Here is a 15,266-nt window from a genome sequence, read left to right on the forward strand (position 1 = left end):
CGACGCCAGCCTAATCCTCGCCCTCGAAGCGCGGAAGCGTTTCGATATTCTCTACCCCGGGCAGGGCCGAGCGGCACCATATCTGCTTTTTCGGCGTCAGTTCCCGCCGCTGGTCGATGCTGCCGATGCGGATGCCGAACCCGCCGCCGTCGCCATCCGTGCGGTAAAGCGGCGATCCGCAATTCGGGCAGAAGAATTGCCGGCTGAGACCACCGCTGTCGCCATATTTTGCGTAGCCTCTTGGCTCGCCTGACGTGAGCGTGAAGCTTCCCGGCCGCGCCGGCGCGGTGATGCGATAGGCCGAGCCCGTCAACCGCTGGCAATCGGTGCAATGGCAGATCGAGACCCGCTCCGGGTCGATCTCCGCCTGATAGCGGATCGCGCCGCAGTGACATCCTCCGGTAATATGCATCGGCAAGTCCCCAAAGCATGTCGCGCAAAACTGTACGGCGGAGCCATCGCCACGCTTTAGTCCGCCGGCTGAGCGGCCAAATGTGTGGCGTAGAAGGCCTTTGCATCCGCCGTGAAGGCGGCCCGCTGATCAGCTCTTGTATAGAACATATGGCCGCCGCGATAAAGCTTCAGTCCGACACGGCCGTCGGCGAGCGAGGGCGGTAGGTGGTCGACCACGTAGCGGCTAACGCCATAAGGCGTCACCACATCGCTGTAGCCATGCGCGATCAGCAGATGGAAGGCCGGGTTTGAGGCGAGCAGCTGCCTGACGTCGTCGGTAGCGCTGGCCTGGAAGCGCGATCCGCCGCCGCGTCCGCCGCCCCATTCCCAGCGCCGGCTGATATCGCCGTCGAGCAGCGAATAGGTCATCTCGGTCTTGAAGCCGAGCTCGTTGCGGGCGTAATCGGCAAAGGCCCCTCCATAGGCGCGGGTGAAGCCGTCGAGGATGGCGTCGTCGCCGCGATCGTAATCCGATTCCGGATAGGGATCGGGTGCTGCAAAGGAGGCGTCGTACGAGCTCATCACCTCGCCGCTGCCCTCACCTGAATGTTTGACGAAGGAACTGCCGAGGAAGCCGCGGTTGCGGGTGACGATATCCTCTGGAATGCCCGTCAGGCGAGCGATCCTGCCATAAAAGGCGGCGGCATCGGCACCCGTCGGCGGTGTTCCGGCCAGCGTCGTCAGATAGTCGCCGAGCGCGAAGGTCTCTGCCTCCTTCTGCTTCTCTTCGTCAAAGGCCTTGTGCCGGTCGAGTTCGGCCGCCGCCAGCGATGGCAGCTCCAGCGCCGCGCCGAGTGCGAACTGATCGGCATTGAACATCAGCTGGCCCTCGAGCAAGGGGGAAAGCATCACCGCGCCGGCGACGATGATGCCCTGGCTTTCCTGCAGTGCTGAAGCGACCTTGGCGGCGCGGAAGCCGCCATAACTTTCGCCGAGAAGATATTTCGGCGAGTTGGAACGGTTGTTGTGCGCGACATAAAGCGCGATCGCCTTGGCGATGCTCTGCGCGTCGGCCCCGACGTTGTAATAATTGGAGGCGTCGTCGGCCTTTGCCGTCCGGCTCCAGCCGGTGCCGATCGGATCGATCAGCACCAGATCGGTAAAATCGAGCCAGCTTTGCGGATTGTCGACGAGTTTCGCATTGGCGCCGTCGCGTCCGTCCGGCCCGAAATCGAGCACTTTCGGCCCGACCAGCCCGAGATGCAGGAAGGCGGAGGCGGCACCCGGCCCACCGTTGAAGGCAAAGGTCAGAGGTCGATTTGGCCCGCCATCCCTTGCGACATAGGCGGTGTAGAAGATCGCGCCGGTCTGCGCCCCGTCCTGGCCGAAGAGATCCAGCGTGCCGGCGGTGGCGGTATAGGCAATCTTCCGGCCGCCGATCGTCAGCGCGTGCTCGGTGACGGAATCGGCCGGCAGCAGCTTCAGCATGCCGTCGCGTGCACCGCTCTGGACATTCGCCCTCGGTGGACCGCTTTCCTGCGCATGGGAAAAGGCAGGTGCTAGCGACGCCATAAACGCGGCGAGCAGAAACAGGGTTCGTATGCGCAAGATGTTTCCTCCGGCGGTCGGGATGAGAGGCTGAGATAGCGTAACATCCGCGACCGACGACCGGCATCAAGAGATGGTGATGGATAGGTGAGCGAGCGGCTCAGCCGTCCTTTTCGACCGCATGGACGTTGATCTCCACCGCCCGGCCCGCCTTCCAGCCATTGATTGCCGCGCCCAGTCCGAGCGCGACGAAGAGGGCTGCGCACCAGGAAAAGCTGCCGGTCCAGCCGCGGATGAGGCCGACGATGAGCGGGCCGATGGCGGCGAGCAGATAACCGACGCATTGCGCCATGCCGGAAAGATGGGCGGCGACATCGGGATCGCGCGAGCGCAGCACGATCGTCGTCATGGCCGCCGCGATCAGTCCACCCTGGCCGATGCCCTGCAGCACCGCCCACAGCCAGACCGTCGAAAGCGGCGCGAAGAGCAGGCCGAGCAGGGCGGTGACGGCGACGCCGCAGAGGCTCGCATTGATCAGCCGCTGGTCCCGGCCACGCACGGCGATATGCGGCACGATCAGGCAGGATGCCGCTTGCACCATCACCGACAGCGAAACGATCGCCCCGGCAGTGACGCCGTCGAGCCCGCGTTCGCGTAAGATAGGGACCAGCCAGCCGAAGACGCAATAGGCAAGTGCCGATTGCAGCCCCATGAACAGCGTCACCTGCCAGGCGAGCCGGTCGCGCCAGAGGCCTTTGACGTGGAAGCCATTTCGTCTTGCCTGTCCGCCGCTGCGAAGAACTTCAGGCAGCCAGAGCAGGCTGACGAACAGGGCGGGCAGCGCCCAGATGGCGAGCGCGCCCGCGAGAGAGCCGCCTAATCCATGCTCGATCGGCAGCGTCAGCCCGGCCGCACTTGCCGCCCCGGCACAGAGCGCCATCGTGTAGAAGCCGGTCATCAGCGCCGCGCGCCCGGCGAAATCCCGCTTCACCAGCCCCGGCAGCAGCACGTTGCCGACGGCGATGCAGGCGCCCGCAAGGGCGGTGCCGATGAAGAGCAGCGGCACGGAGGAAAGCCCGCGCAAACCCGTGCCGAGGGCCAGAAGCAGGAGAACGCCGAGCAGCGTGCGTTCCGTGCCGAGGCGCTGGGCAAGACGAGGCGCAAGCGGCGAGAAGGCGCCGAGGCAGACGACCGGAAGCGTCGTCAGCAGGCTGGCGCCCAGCGTGCTGAGGCCGAGCTCCGAGCGGATTTCCGGCAGAAGCGCCGAGGCGCTCGAGAAGACCGGGCGCAGGTTGAAGGCGATCAGCACCAGGCTCGCGCCGAGCAGAAAGCGATCCGCCGCTCCCCGCACCGGCGTTGCCTGCGGCGGTAGAAGGCTGCCGGCCTCGGCCTCTACAAGCAATTCGTCGGCCGCCTCGAGCGCGCTGGCGGCATTGTTGGAAGGCGTGTTCATGACAGGATCATCCGGTCGAGTGCGGCAAGAACCGGCGCCATGAAGCGCCGCACCCCCGCATCCGCCTTGTCGGGATCGCCGGTTTCGATGGCGTCGACGATATCGGCATGCGCCTGCATATCGGGTTCCGGAATATCCTTGCCGAGCGTCGCCGCGATGGTATCGGCGATCGAGGCCGAGAAAAAATCATAGATCTCGATCATCGCCCGGTTGCCGGAGGCGGCGATGACCGCCTTGTGGAAGGCGAGGTCGCGTTCGATGAAGGCCGCCTGGTTGCCGCCGTCGTAATTGCCGCGTTCGGCAAGCAGTCTGCGAAGCCCGGCAACAATCTCCGGCGTCTTGCGGATCGCCGTCAGCCGGGCTGCCTCGACGTCGAGCGCCAGGCGCGCCTCGAACTGGTCGCGCAGGCTGGCGCGCCGCGCCATCGTCAGCGGCCGGCCGGCATCGCTGGTGGCGCGGACATAGGTGCCCGAACCCTGCCTTGTTTCGAGATAACCCTGGGAGGCGAGGACCCGCACCGCCTCGCGCACCGTGCCGCGGCTGACGGACAGCATGGCCGACAGCGAGGCTTCATTCGGCAATTTCTCGCCGACCGCCCAGCGTTTGCCGAGAATGTCGTCGCGGATCGCCTCGATCGCCTCATCCGCGAGATTGGTCTTGCTCAGTGCGCGCATCTCACTACTCATAAAGTCATCAGATGACTTTATGAGTAGTGAGATTTCGATCTTTCGTCAACGCCTGACGCCAAGACAATAAAGACATCAAGACAATAAAAAAGGGCCGCCTCAGCGACCCTTTCCATGAGTTTGGCCTCAAACTGGCCTGGACTGTCTATGCAGCCCCAGGAAGGCGGGGATTAGAGCGAGGGCTGCCTCGCCTTCGTCACCTCTTCCATGCCCGTTACGAGGTCCGAAATCTCATTAGACATTGGATCACCTTCCTTTCGTTCTGTTGCTGATGGCTTAAAAGTAGGCCGATTCTTCGCAGATGCAAGAGAGAAATGCGTTCAGTGCGCAGCTTTGATGAAGGTGCCGTTCTGCAGTTCGCGCATCGCCTGCATGATTTCCTCGCGCGAATTCATCACGATCGGGCCGTGCCAGGCAACCGGCTCCTCGATCGGCTTGCCGGAGACAAGCAGGAAACGGATGCCCTGGTCGCCTGCCTGCACCGTCACTTCGTCGCCGCTGTCGAAGACCACGAGCGTGCGGTTGCCGGACATGTCGCGGATATTCAATTCCTCGCCGTCGACTTCCTTCTCGACGCGCACGCCGAAGGGTTTCGATGCATCGCGGAAGGTGCCGGAGCCGGCGAAGATATAGGCGAAGGCATTGCGGTAGGTATCGACCGGCAGGCGCTTCTTCCGGCCGGGCGGCACCGAAACGTCGAGATAGATCGGCTCGGCGGCGACGCCATCGACCGGACCGGCCTTGCCCCAGAAATCGCCGCAGATCACCCGCACCGCCGTGCCGTCATCATCGACGACGACAGGAATATCGGTGGATTTGACGTCCTGGTAGCGCGGCGCCGTCATCTTCAGCGAGGAGGGCAAGTTCGCCCAGAGTTGGAAGCCGTGCATACGGCCGGCAAAATCGCCCTTCGGCATTTCCTGGTGCATGATGCCGCTGCCGGCTGTCATCCACTGGATGTCGCCGGCGCCGAGCAGGCCGCTATTGCCCAAGCTGTCGCCGTGCTCGACGGTGCCGGCGAGCACATAGGTGATCGTCTCGATGCCGCGATGCGGATGCCAGGGAAAACCGCGGATATATTCCGCCGGATTGTCGTTGCGGAAATCATCCATCATCAGGAAGGGATCGGTCATCGCGGGATCGCCGAAGCCGAAGACGCGGTGCAGCTTGACGCCGGCGCCTTCCATGGTCGGTGTGGCAGTACTTTCATGCTTGACGGGGCGGATCGACATGGCGTCCTCCTAGAGGTTCAACTTGGCGGCGACTATAGCCGCCCGGCTGCCGGGCGCGAAGTCTGCGGGGCAGACAACGCAGTGTTCACAAAAGAACACAGCGTTTCGCCGAATTTGAAGAGGTCAGGCGTCAAGAAATCGTCATGTTTCACTTGCAAACCGGCCGGGCGTTAAGCTGTTATTAGCGACGACATTCGACAATTCAGTTGCGTTTCAGCATTTCCCGCCGATGCGGCGGGTTCCGGAGCAAAGAGCCATGTGTCGCTGGGCAGCCTATCGCGGAGACCCCCTCTATCTCGAGGAGTTGGTATCCTCGCCCGCCCATTCCCTGATCGAGCAGTCGCATTGCGCCACCCGCGCCAAGACCGCGACGAATGGCGATGGCTTCGGCATTGCCTGGTATGGTGATCGGCCCGAGCCCGGCCGCTACCGCGATATCCTGCCCGCCTGGTCGGATTGCAATCTGAAGAGCCTGGCGAGGCAGATCCGTTCGCCGCTCTTCCTCGCCCATGTCCGCGCTGCCACAGGCGGCGGCACGCGCCGCGACAATTGCCATCCCTTTACCCATGAGAGCTGGTCCTTCATGCACAATGGCCAGGTCTCCGGCTTCGAGCGCCTGCGCCGGCCGATGGAGGCGATGCTCGACGACGAGTTGTTCAATGCCCGCGGTGGCACCACCGATTCCGAATTGATGTTCCTGCTGGCGCTGCAGTTCGGCCTGCGCGAAGCGCCGATCGCCGCGATGGCGGAAATGATCGGCTTCATCGAGGACCTGGCGGAAAACACCATCGGCTCGGTGCTGCTGCGCTTTACCGCTGCCTTCTCCGACGGCAAGGCGCTTTATGCCATCCGCTATGCGACCGATCGCAAGGCGCCGACTCTTTATGCCTCGCCGGTTGGCAAGGGCTATTGTCTTGTGTCGGAGCCGCTGAACGACGATGGCGATGCCTGGGCCGAGATCCCGAACGGCAGCGCCGTCACGGTCGGCGAAGGAGGAATCGACGTCGCGGATTTTCGACCGGGCAAACGGGCGGCCGTCAAATCGCAGCGCATCGTCGTTCCAGCCTGATCCCTCGGCGTTAACTGAACTGCTTGGCGATCAGCGCCGCCAGCCGTTCTGCCACCTCTTCCTTCGCCAGGTCAGGCCATTGCTCGATGCCGTCGCGGCGGACGAGTTTGACCCTGTTGCGGCCGCCGCCCATGATGCCGGTCGCCGGCGAAACGTCGTTGGCGACGATCATGTCGGCGCCCTTTCTCTCGAGTTTCGCCTTCGCATTGATTTCGACGTCCTGCGTCTCGGCGGCAAAGCCGATCACCAGCTTCGGCCGCATCGTGTGATGGCCGACAGTCTTCAGGATGTCCGGATTCTCCGTCAGCGCCAGCGTCGGAATGGATTCGCCGGGATGTTTCTTCAGCTTCTGGTCGGCGGCCGAGGCCACGCGCCAGTCTGCGACGGCCGCGACCATCACCGCGATGTCGGCCGGCAGTGCGGCCAGCACGGCATCGCGCATCTCCTCGGCCCGCTCGACATGCACGACGGTAACGCCGACGGGGTCGGAAAGCGTCACCGGCCCTGAAACAAGCGTCACATCAGCCCCGAGTCTTGCAAGTTCTGCGGCGATCGCATGTCCCTGCCGGCCGGAGGAGCGGTTGGCGATGTAGCGCACCGGATCGATCGGTTCGTGGGTCGGTCCTGACGTGACGATCGCCTTGCGACCCTTCAGCGGTTTTTCTCCGTCATCGAGCATGATTTCGGCCGCAGCGACGATCTCCAGCGGTTCCGCCATCCGGCCAAGCCCGGCCTCCCGGCTTTCCGCCATCTCGCCGGCCATCGGCCCGACGAAGCGGATGCCGTCGGCTCGGAGCATCGCGGCATTCCGCCGTGTCGCCGGGTGCGCCCACATGGCGGGGTTCATCGCTGGTGCGGCAAGCACCGGCCTGTTCGTCGCCAGAAGCACGGTCGAAGCGAGATCGTCGGCAAGCCCGTTCGCCATCTTCGCCATCAGATCGGCGGTGGCAGGGGCGATCAGCACGAGGTCGCATTCGCGCGCCAGGCGGATATGGCCGATATCCTGTTCGTCCTGCCGCGAAAACAGATCGAGGAAGACATGGTCCGCCGCCAGTGCACCGACGGCAAGCGGCGTGACGAATTCCTGCGCGCCTTTGGTCATCACAGGGCGCACGCTCGCGCCGCGCTCGCGCAGCCGGCGGATCAGGTCCAGGCTCTTATAGGCCGCAATGCCGCCGGAGATGATGAGGAGGATGCGTTTGCCGCTGAGAGCCATGGCCTTCTACCCGTCGCCTTTTCTGACCGTCCCCGACCCTAAGCCTTTGGCGGAGAACATGCAATCGCGCCGCGACATGCAGCGGACCTGCTCGGGTAGCCGCTGCATGACGATCGCGATCGCCATGCCGAAGCCGGCAAGCAGCGCGGCAGCTGGTTTCCGCCGCGCTCGTGGGGTCAGAGGTTGCTCATCCCGCCGTCGATGATGAGTTCGCTGCCGACGATATAGGCCGCCTCATCGGAGGCGAGAAAGACGATCGTCTTGGCGACTTCGCTGGGGTTCCCGAAGCGGCCGACGGGGATCTGGGCCTGGATCTGCTCGGTCATCGCCTTGGAATCCGCTTCCGACGCCCCGAGCTTGCTGTAGAGCGGCGTGGCGATCGGGCCGGGGCTGACGGCGTTGACGCGGATGCCGCGGCCGATGAGTTCGCCCGACAATGTCTTGGCAAGCGTCAGCAGCGCGCCCTTCGTCAGTGAATAGACGCTGGAGTTCGGCATGCCGATATGGGCGTTGATCGAGGTGTTGAGCACGATCGCGGCCTGCTTCGAAAAAATCGGCAGCAGCGCCTGAATCAGGAAGAACGGTCCTTTGACGTTGATATCAACCGACTTGTCGAAGGCGGCTTCGCTCCACTGTTCCAGCGGCCCGAATTCGGCGACCCCGGCGTTGACGAAGAGGATGTCGAGCGTGCCGAAAGCCTCTCTCACGCTATCGGCGACGGCCTTCTGGCCGACCGCATTGCCGGCATCGGCCTGGATGACGGTGGCTTTGCCGCCAAGTTCGGCGCGGGCCGCCTCGACGCTTGCCGTGCTGCTGCCGGTAACGACGACGCGGGCGCCCTCGGCGATGAACTGGCGGGCGGTCTCGAGACCGATGCCGCTGGTGCCGCCGGTGATGAGGGCTGTCTTGTTTTGCAGGCGTGACATGATGACGTTCCTTTGATCGAATTTTGGGCCGCGGCCCGTTGTTGTTGTTGAATGGGAGAATGCGCTGAAAAAAGCGGCGCGATAAGCCGGCGTGTTGAAGGATCGTCAACCCGCAGCGGATAATCGCGCCGCGCCGTCTCAGGTGCGGGTGATCGAAGCGCCGCCGTCGACCAGCGAGGCCGTGCCGGTGACGAAGCTCGCATCGTCGGAGGCGAGATAGAGAACCGAGCGGGCGAGTTCTTCGGGTGTCGCGACACGCTTCAGCGCATGCAGATTGGTGACGAAGGCCTGCTTCTCAGGCGTATCGTTCATGTCCCGATACATGTCGGTATCAACAGCACCCGGCAGGATGGCATTGACGCGCACGCCCTGCTGGCCGAATTCGACGGCGAGCGCCTGCGTCAGGCCGATCAGGCCGGATTTGCTGGCGGCATAGGCGGCAACGCCCGGAAAAGCGAAGCTGTAGCCGACGAAGGTCGAGGTGAAGATCACCGAGCCGCCGCCATTCTCCACCATTGCGCCGATCTGGTGCTTGGCGGCGAGGAAGGAGGCCGTCAGATTGATCGCCAGCGCCTCGCTGAAGCCTGTTTCCGAAACGGCGGTGCTCGGACCGGCTTCGCCGAGCGTGCCGGCATTGTTGAAGGCGATATCGAGCTTGCCGTAATTTGTCACGGCGGCGGCGACCAGCGCCTTGTGATAGTCTTCCGAGCGCACGTCGCCGGCAATGGCGATGGCGTCGCCGCCCTCTGCCTTGATCTCGGCGACGAGACTGTCGAGTTCGCCCTGGCGGCGGGCGCCGACGACGACCTTGGCGCCTTCGGCGGCAAAGAGCTTTGCCGTGGCGCGGCCGATGCCGGAGCTTGCGCCGGTGACGATCGCGACCTTGTTGTTCAAGCGGTTCATGGTTCCATCTCCTGCGTTTAAGGTGAGGCGGCCCCTGCCCTTTCGATGAGTGGAAGATGGCATTTTCCATTCGTTCGGATTAGTCTCCAGACCGGGGAACTCGAATTCGGAAAAGCCGAACGATGATCAGGATAGAAGGTATTGCGGCTTTCGTCGCCGTGGTTGAGGCGGGCTCGGTCAGCGAGGCGGCCCGGCGCCTGCGGCTGTCCAAATCCGTCGTCAGCGAAAGGCTGGCGGAACTGGAGAAGTCGCTGGGCGGCATACTGCTGCATCGAACGACCCGCAAGCTTACCTTGACGGAGGATGGCACGGTCTTCCTCGGGCGCGCCGCGCGCATCGTGCGCGAGATCGAGGAAGCCGCGGCCGACATGGCCGAGCGGCGCGGAACGCTGTCAGGCCCGATCCGCATCGCCGCCCCCGTCACCTTCGGCCGCATGCATCTCGGTCCGGCGCTTTATCCTTTTCTTGCCGAACATCCCGAGATCGAACTGACCCTCGATATCGATGATCGACGGGTCGATGCCGCCTCGGACGGTTATGATGCCATTATCCGCAACGGCCCGATCGCCGATAGCCGGCTGGTCGCCTGGAAACTCGCGCGCAGCCGCCGCCTTCTCTGCGCCTCGCCGGATTATCTCGCGCGCCAGGGAATTCCGTCGTCGCTGGCCGATCTCAACAGCCATCGCGGAATCTTCTACACCAATCGCGGCGTTGCCGACTGGCGCTTCCAGACGCCCGACGGTGCGATCGTCGTGCGCGCGAAACTGGCGCTCGGCATCAACAATGGCGACATGCTCCGCGACGCCGCGATTGCCGGGCTCGGCATCGCGCTGCTGCCTGCCTTCATCGCTGGCCCGGCCATCCGTGAGGGCCGGCTTGCCGAAATCGATGTCGGCCATAGGCCGGAGGCCGAATTCATCTACATGGCCCATCCCGAGGGCCGAAATCCTTCCGCCAAGCTCCGCGCCATCGCCGATCACCTGAAAAAGAGTTTTGGTGATCCGCCCTATTGGGATCCGGTGGGTTAACTCATGTACTCAGCAGGCTGATCAGGTTCTCGGTGACCGGCGAGCGGTGTGTTTTCAGGATTGCCAGCGCCAGGCGCGCCACGGCCGGCGGTCCCTCGATCGGCCGATAGGCCACACCTTCGAGCTTGATCTGCGAAATCGAGGCCGGCACGATCGAGACGCCGAGATCGGCCGCCACCAGATTGACGACCGATGAAATCTGCGGCGCCTCCTGTGCCACGGTCAGCTCGAATCCCGCCTTGCGGCAGGCGAGCACGACATCGTCATAGAGGCTCAAGCCCACGAGCCGGGGAAAGAGGATGAAGGGTTCGTCCGCCAGCGCCGCAAGCGGTAGCTCGCTGCGTCGTGCCAAGGGATGGCTGGCGGGCAGGGCGATCACCATCGGCTCATCCGGCAGCCGCCGCAGCCGGATGCCCGCGGGATCGTCGAGGCCGGGGCGCATGAAGGCGGCGTCGAGCTCACCGCGTTCCAGCTTCTGCATCAGCGCCAGCGTATTCATTTCCGTCAGCGACAGCTGCACCTCCGGCCAGCGCGCGCGAAACCGGCGGATCGTCGTGCTGACCACGGGATTGAAGGCGGAGGAAGCGGTGAAGCCGAGCGACAGCCGGCCGGTCTCGCCGCGGTTGGCGCTTTGGGCCACAAGCTTCGCTTTTTCCGCAGCCGCCAGCGAAGCCTTTGCCTCGCCGAGGAAGGCCGTACCCGCTGCCGTCAATTCGGCGCCGTGCGGCACGCGGTGAAACAGCGCCGCACCCACTTCCCTCTCCAGATCGCGGATCTGCTGGCTGAGCGGCGGCTGCCCGATGCCGAGCTTGCCGGCGGCACGGGTGAAATTGCCTTCCTCCGCCACCGCCAGGAAATATCTCAGGTGCCGCAACTCCATTGCCATCTCCAAAACCTATCGAAATCGCCAGTTTCATATATTGGACAAATGGAGTGGCGTTGACTAGATCGGAGGTCGGAAGGATGAGATATGCCGACGAGAGCGCATGCCGTGAAGACCGCCGAGACAACCACGATCCCAGGACAAAAACACTACCTGACCCGCAGAACCGGCGCCTATCGCCGCGCCAGCCTGGCGCTCTTCCTGTCTGGCTTCTCCACCTTCTCGCTGCTCTATTGCGTGCAGCCGCTGCTGCCGATCTTCTCTCAGGAATTCTCCGTCAGTCCGGCCGAAAGCTCGCTGTCCCTGTCGCTCTCCACCGGCTTTCTCGCGGTCGCCATCGTCTGCGCCGCCGCCGTCTCGGAAGGCCTTGGCCGCCGCAGCCTGATGTCGATATCGCTGGTCGGCGCGGCATTGCTGACCATCGCCACCGCCTTTGCCCCGAACTGGCATCTGCTGCTCGTCATCCGCGCTCTCCAAGGCCTCGTTCTCGGCGGCGTGCCTGCTGTCGCCATGGCCTATCTCGCCGAGGAAATCGATCCGCGCGGTCTTGGCGCCACCATGGGCCTTTATGTCGGCGGCACGGCCTTCGGCGGCATGTCCGGCCGCGTACTGACAGGCATCTTCGCCGAATATCTCACCTGGCGTCCGGCGCTTTTCATCATCGGCGCCATCGGCCTTGCCGCCGCGATCGGCTTCATCGCCCTCCTGCCGCCGTCACGCAATTTCGTCCGCCGGCCGGGCTTCGATCCGCGCTTTCATGCAAAAGCCTGGCTCGGCCATCTCAGCAATCCGGCGTTGCCCTTCATCTTCGCCATCGCCTTCCTGGCGATGGGCTCCTTTGTGACCATCTATAACTATGCCGGTTTCCGCCTGGTGGCGCCGCCCTACGGCCTCAACCAGACCGAACTCGGGCTGATATTCACCGTCTATCTCTTCGGCATCGGCGCCTCCTCGATCGGCGGCCTGCTCGGGGACAGGATCGGGCACTTTTCCGTGCTTCTCTTCGGTCTGGCACTCACCGCCGCCGGCAGCGCGTTGACGCTCTTTGCCTCGCTCCCGGTTATCATCCTCGGTATAACAGTGCTCACGACCGGCTTCTTCATGAGCCATTCGATCGCCAGCGGCCTTGTCGGCAAGCTGGCGCATGGCACCAAGGGCCATGCTTCGTCGCTCTATATGCTCGCCTATTATGTCGGCTCCAGCCTCATGGGTTCGGCGGGCGGCTGGTTCTTCGCGGTTGAAGGCTGGGTCGCTGTCGTTATCTTCACGCTAGCCATGCTGGGGCTGGCCTTTGTCTCCGCCTGTTTTGCCCAGCAATTCGCGAGGAGAAAAGCATGATCCGCATAGACCGTCTCGACCATCTCGTGCTGACCGTCACCGATATCGCCACCACCTGCGATTTTTATTCCCGCATCCTCGGCATGTCGGTCGAAACCTTTGCGGAGGGCCGCAAGGCGCTGAAATTCGGCGGGCAGAAGATCAACCTGCATCAGGCCGGCCGCGAATTCGATCCCAAGGCGAGACACCCCACACCCGGCTCCGGTGACCTCTGTTTCATCGCCGAAACGCCGATTGCCGATGTCATCGCTGATCTACAGGCCGCGGGCGTTGCGATCGAAGAAGGCCCGGTCGAACGCACCGGCGCGACCGGGCGTTTGCGCTCGGTCTATTTCAGGGATCCCGACGGCAACCTTCTCGAATTCTCCAATCTGATTGCTTGACGTCCGCCTCCCGCACATCAACCAAGCCGGATATAGGGCACGTCCTTCTTCGCCACCTCGTCCAGCGCCTCCTCATAACCGGCATCGGCGTAACGCATGACGCCGAGCGCCGTATCGTTGGTCAGCGCATGGTCGAGCCGTTCGTCGGCGGCATCCGTGCCGTCGGCGACGACGGTGACGCCGCAGCTGGTCATGTAGCCGGCATAGCCGCCGCCGCCGGAATGGACGACGACGAGATCGGCCATCGACGAGCAGAGCATCATCGCATCGATCAGCGGCCAGTCGGCGATCGCATCCGAGCCGTCCTTCATCCCCTCAGTCATGATATTCGGATGCGCCATGGCGCCGGCGTCGAGATGGTCGCGGGAGAAGGCGACGGGGCCTTTGAGTTCGCCGCTCGCAACCAGCGCATTGACGCGCCTTGCGAGTGCCGTGCGTTCGCCGTGGCCGAGCCAGGCGATGCGGGCCGGCAACCCCTCGAATGGCACATGCTCGCGCGCCAGCCGGATCCAGTTGGTGATGATCTTGTTGTCGGGAAACATTTCGAGCAGCAGGTCGTCGATGCGGGCGATATCGCTCTCCTCGCCTGACAGAGCCATCCAGCGGAATGGGCCGATCGCCCGAGCAAACAGCGGCCTGAGATAGGCTTCGGTGAAGATCGGGATGTCGAAAGCATTGGCGACGCCGCCCTCCTTGGCCTGTGTGCGGATCAGATTGCCGTTGTCGAAGACTTCCGAGCCACGTTTCTGGAACTCCAGCATCGCCATCACATGCTCGACGATCGAGGCCCGGCTTGCCGCCATCAACTGGCCCTGCCCATCATCGCGCAGGCCCTTGACCTGATCGAGGCTCATGCCTTTCGGCACGTAGCCATAGACGAGGTCATGCGCCGAGGTCTGGTCGGTGACGATATCAGGCACGATGCCGCGCCGGGCGATTTCGGGATAGACCTCCGCCGCATTGCCGACGAGGCCGACGGAAAGCGCCCGCTTGTCCTTCACCGCCGCATCGATCATCTGAAGGGCGGTATCGAGATCGGGGGCGATTTCCTGGAGATAACCAATCTGCTGGCGCTTGCGGGCGCGCTCCGGATCGATGTCGACGCAGAGGATCGCAGCGCCTGCCATGCGGCCGGCGAGTGGCTGCGCCCCGCCCATGCCGCCGAGACCGGCCGTCAGCACGAACCGGCCGAGGAGATCGCCGCCGAAGCGCCGCTCGGCGATGCGCATGAAGATCTCGTACGTGCCCTGGATGACGCCTTGGCTGCCGATATATTGCCAGGCGCCGGCCGTCAGCCCGCCCCAGCAGATCAGTCCCTTGCGCTGCAGCTCGTAGAACACTTCGGCCTTTGCCCATTGCCCGACGATATTGCAGTTCGCCATGATAACAAGCGGCGCCTTGGCATGCGTTCGAACCAGCCCGATCGGCTTGCCGGACTGGATGAGCAGCGTCTGGTCCTCTTCCATCTCGGTCAGCGCCTTGACGATGCCCTTGTGTGCCGCCCAGTTGCGGGCCGCCTTGCCGAGAGCGGCATAGACGATCAGGTTGTCGGGATCCTCGCCGACGGACAGCACATTTTCGAGCAGCCGCAGCAGCGCTTCCTGCCGCCAGCCCTTGGCGCGCAGCTCCGGCCCGCCGGGAATCGGAAATTTCGGATGACGTGGATTGGCCTTCGGCATCGTGGGTTCCTCGTTTTGCTCTCTGTTTTTCCCTTCTCCCCTAGGGGGGCCGAAGGGTCCGATGAGGGGGCTGCACGACAGGACCTATATGTTGCCCTTCGCTTGCGCTCAGGGCACTCGCGGCCTTGCCGCTCACCCCCTCATCTGTCCTTCGGACATCTTCTCCCCGCTGGGGAGAAGGGAATGGTATCGTTCGTTATTTGCTCGGCAGCGATTCCACATAGCCGAGTGCCGCATCGAGCAAACGCCGTCTCAGGGCATCGTCGCCGTAAACTTCGGCATTGCCTCGCACCCAGCCATGCATCACCCGCTCGCCCGACAGCATCTGGATCACGCCCGGCAGCGCCAGCGCCCAGCCGTCATTGCCTTTGCCGAGACGGATCAGCATGCCGTCATGGCGCGCGCAGCAGAGAAGATTGCCGTTCAGCATGAAGGCCCAGCCGCCGAACATGGATTTTTCGGCAAGGCCCGGCCGATCGCCGAGTTCCTCACGCATCAGTTCTTCAAGGCCTGGATCGCGCGCCATGGC

General features: G+C 63.9%; 15 protein-coding genes. 4 read left to right on the forward strand and 11 right to left on the reverse strand.

From position 1 onward, the window contains the following. Positions 1-10: 10 nt before the first annotated feature. The 5 genes from C3Y91_RS07240 to C3Y91_RS07260 all read right to left on the reverse strand — a co-directional run bounded on the left by C3Y91_RS07240 (position 11) and on the right by C3Y91_RS07260 (position 5,312). Complete coding sequence (locus C3Y91_RS07240; RefSeq protein WP_168575207.1) at positions 11-412, reverse strand: GFA family protein; 402 nt, start codon at positions 410-412, stop codon at positions 11-13. Between the two features lie 56 nt (positions 413-468). Then, positions 469-2,001, reverse strand: coding sequence for a S10 family peptidase (locus C3Y91_RS07245; RefSeq protein ID WP_168575208.1), 1,533 nt, complete (start codon positions 1,999-2,001; stop codon positions 469-471). A gap of 100 nt (positions 2,002-2,101) precedes the next feature. After that, complete coding sequence (locus C3Y91_RS07250) at positions 2,102-3,394, reverse strand: CynX/NimT family MFS transporter (RefSeq protein ID WP_168575209.1); 1,293 nt, start codon at positions 3,392-3,394, stop codon at positions 2,102-2,104. Further along, positions 3,391-4,068, reverse strand: a complete 678-nt coding sequence (locus C3Y91_RS07255; RefSeq protein ID WP_018070024.1) for a FadR/GntR family transcriptional regulator — start codon at positions 4,066-4,068, stop codon at positions 3,391-3,393. The genes C3Y91_RS07250 and C3Y91_RS07255 overlap by 4 nt, the downstream gene beginning before the upstream one ends. A gap of 332 nt (positions 4,069-4,400) precedes the next feature. Further along, the gene (locus C3Y91_RS07260; protein WP_003544775.1) at positions 4,401-5,312 is read right to left on the reverse strand and encodes a pirin family protein; all 912 of its coding nucleotides are present in this window, start codon (positions 5,310-5,312) and stop codon (positions 4,401-4,403) included. Between the two features lie 256 nt (positions 5,313-5,568). Here C3Y91_RS07260 and C3Y91_RS07265 point away from each other — a divergent pair, with 256 nt between their 5' ends. Next, positions 5,569-6,381, forward strand: a complete 813-nt coding sequence (locus C3Y91_RS07265; RefSeq protein ID WP_024322213.1) for a class II glutamine amidotransferase — start codon at positions 5,569-5,571, stop codon at positions 6,379-6,381. Positions 6,382-6,391: 10 nt separating this feature from the next. On the opposite strand, the gene coaBC is transcribed toward C3Y91_RS07265, so the two are convergent. From coaBC to C3Y91_RS07280, 3 genes are all read right to left on the reverse strand, one after another. Then, on the reverse strand, positions 6,392-7,597 hold the full coding sequence (gene coaBC, locus C3Y91_RS07270) for a bifunctional phosphopantothenoylcysteine decarboxylase/phosphopantothenate--cysteine ligase CoaBC (RefSeq protein WP_168575210.1): 1,206 nt from the start codon (positions 7,595-7,597) through the stop codon (positions 6,392-6,394). A 176-nt stretch (positions 7,598-7,773) separates the two neighbouring features. Then, positions 7,774-8,523, reverse strand: coding sequence for an SDR family oxidoreductase (locus tag C3Y91_RS07275; RefSeq protein ID WP_018070029.1), 750 nt, complete (start codon positions 8,521-8,523; stop codon positions 7,774-7,776). Positions 8,524-8,661: 138 nt separating this feature from the next. Further along, entirely contained in the window at positions 8,662-9,426 is a 765-nt protein-coding gene (locus tag C3Y91_RS07280) for an SDR family oxidoreductase (protein ID WP_018070030.1), read from the reverse strand. Between the two features lie 122 nt (positions 9,427-9,548). Between C3Y91_RS07280 and C3Y91_RS07285 the strand changes: the two genes are divergently transcribed. Next, on the forward strand, positions 9,549-10,454 hold the full coding sequence (locus C3Y91_RS07285) for a LysR family transcriptional regulator (protein WP_168575211.1): 906 nt from the start codon (positions 9,549-9,551) through the stop codon (positions 10,452-10,454). A 1-nt stretch (position 10,455) separates the two neighbouring features. Here C3Y91_RS07285 and C3Y91_RS07290 read toward each other — a convergent pair whose 3' ends face one another. Beyond that, the gene (locus tag C3Y91_RS07290) at positions 10,456-11,334 is read right to left on the reverse strand and encodes a LysR family transcriptional regulator (protein ID WP_026170751.1); all 879 of its coding nucleotides are present in this window, start codon (positions 11,332-11,334) and stop codon (positions 10,456-10,458) included. Positions 11,335-11,424: 90 nt separating this feature from the next. Between C3Y91_RS07290 and C3Y91_RS07295 the strand changes: the two genes are divergently transcribed. Together C3Y91_RS07295 and C3Y91_RS07300 are read left to right on the forward strand one after the other, a co-directional pair. Then, on the forward strand, positions 11,425-12,675 hold the full coding sequence (locus tag C3Y91_RS07295) for an MFS transporter (protein WP_018070033.1): 1,251 nt from the start codon (positions 11,425-11,427) through the stop codon (positions 12,673-12,675). Next, on the forward strand, positions 12,672-13,058 hold the full coding sequence (locus C3Y91_RS07300; protein WP_168575212.1) for a VOC family protein: 387 nt from the start codon (positions 12,672-12,674) through the stop codon (positions 13,056-13,058). The genes C3Y91_RS07295 and C3Y91_RS07300 overlap by 4 nt, the downstream gene beginning before the upstream one ends. Positions 13,059-13,075: 17 nt before the next feature. On the opposite strand, the gene ertB is transcribed toward C3Y91_RS07300, so the two are convergent. Both ertB and C3Y91_RS07310 read right to left on the reverse strand, forming a co-directional pair. Further along, entirely contained in the window at positions 13,076-14,737 is a 1,662-nt protein-coding gene (gene ertB / locus C3Y91_RS07305) for a thiourocanate hydratase (RefSeq protein ID WP_018070035.1), read from the reverse strand. A gap of 196 nt (positions 14,738-14,933) precedes the next feature. Beyond that, positions 14,934-15,263 carry a TfoX/Sxy family protein gene (locus C3Y91_RS07310; RefSeq protein ID WP_168575213.1) on the reverse strand — a complete coding sequence of 110 codons (330 nt, stop codon included), beginning with the start codon at positions 15,261-15,263 and terminating at the stop codon, positions 14,934-14,936. Positions 15,264-15,266 lie beyond the last annotated feature (3 nt).

The sequence above is a fragment of the Rhizobium ruizarguesonis genome (assembly GCF_012349115.1).
GTDB classification, from domain to species: Bacteria; Pseudomonadota; Alphaproteobacteria; order Rhizobiales; family Rhizobiaceae; genus Rhizobium; species Rhizobium ruizarguesonis.

Bases quoted from the DNA above. Each gene is read 5' to 3' on its own strand.
- C3Y91_RS07285 (WP_168575211.1), top strand. From the start codon at position 9,549: ATGATCAGGATAGAAGGTATTGCGGCTTTCGTCGCCGTGGTTGAGGCG.
- coaBC (WP_168575210.1), bottom strand. From the start codon at position 7,597: ATGGCTCTCAGCGGCAAACGCATCCTCCTCATCATCTCCGGCGGCATT.
- C3Y91_RS07310 (WP_168575213.1), bottom strand. From the start codon at position 15,263: ATGGCGCGCGATCCAGGCCTTGAAGAACTGATGCGTGAGGAACTCGGC.
- C3Y91_RS07280 (WP_018070030.1), bottom strand. From the start codon at position 9,426: ATGAACCGCTTGAACAACAAGGTCGCGATCGTCACCGGCGCAAGCTCC.
- C3Y91_RS07260 (WP_003544775.1), bottom strand. From the start codon at position 5,312: ATGTCGATCCGCCCCGTCAAGCATGAAAGTACTGCCACACCGACCATG.
- C3Y91_RS07295 (WP_018070033.1), top strand. From the start codon at position 11,425: ATGCCGACGAGAGCGCATGCCGTGAAGACCGCCGAGACAACCACGATC.
- ertB (WP_018070035.1), bottom strand. From the start codon at position 14,737: ATGCCGAAGGCCAATCCACGTCATCCGAAATTTCCGATTCCCGGCGGG.
- C3Y91_RS07250 (WP_168575209.1), bottom strand. From the start codon at position 3,394: ATGAACACGCCTTCCAACAATGCCGCCAGCGCGCTCGAGGCGGCCGAC.
- C3Y91_RS07300 (WP_168575212.1), top strand. From the start codon at position 12,672: ATGATCCGCATAGACCGTCTCGACCATCTCGTGCTGACCGTCACCGAT.
- C3Y91_RS07240 (WP_168575207.1), bottom strand. From the start codon at position 412: ATGCATATTACCGGAGGATGTCACTGCGGCGCGATCCGCTATCAGGCG.
- C3Y91_RS07265 (WP_024322213.1), top strand. From the start codon at position 5,569: ATGTGTCGCTGGGCAGCCTATCGCGGAGACCCCCTCTATCTCGAGGAG.
- C3Y91_RS07275 (WP_018070029.1), bottom strand. From the start codon at position 8,523: ATGTCACGCCTGCAAAACAAGACAGCCCTCATCACCGGCGGCACCAGC.
- C3Y91_RS07290 (WP_026170751.1), bottom strand. From the start codon at position 11,334: ATGGAGTTGCGGCACCTGAGATATTTCCTGGCGGTGGCGGAGGAAGGC.
- C3Y91_RS07255 (WP_018070024.1), bottom strand. From the start codon at position 4,068: ATGCGCGCACTGAGCAAGACCAATCTCGCGGATGAGGCGATCGAGGCG.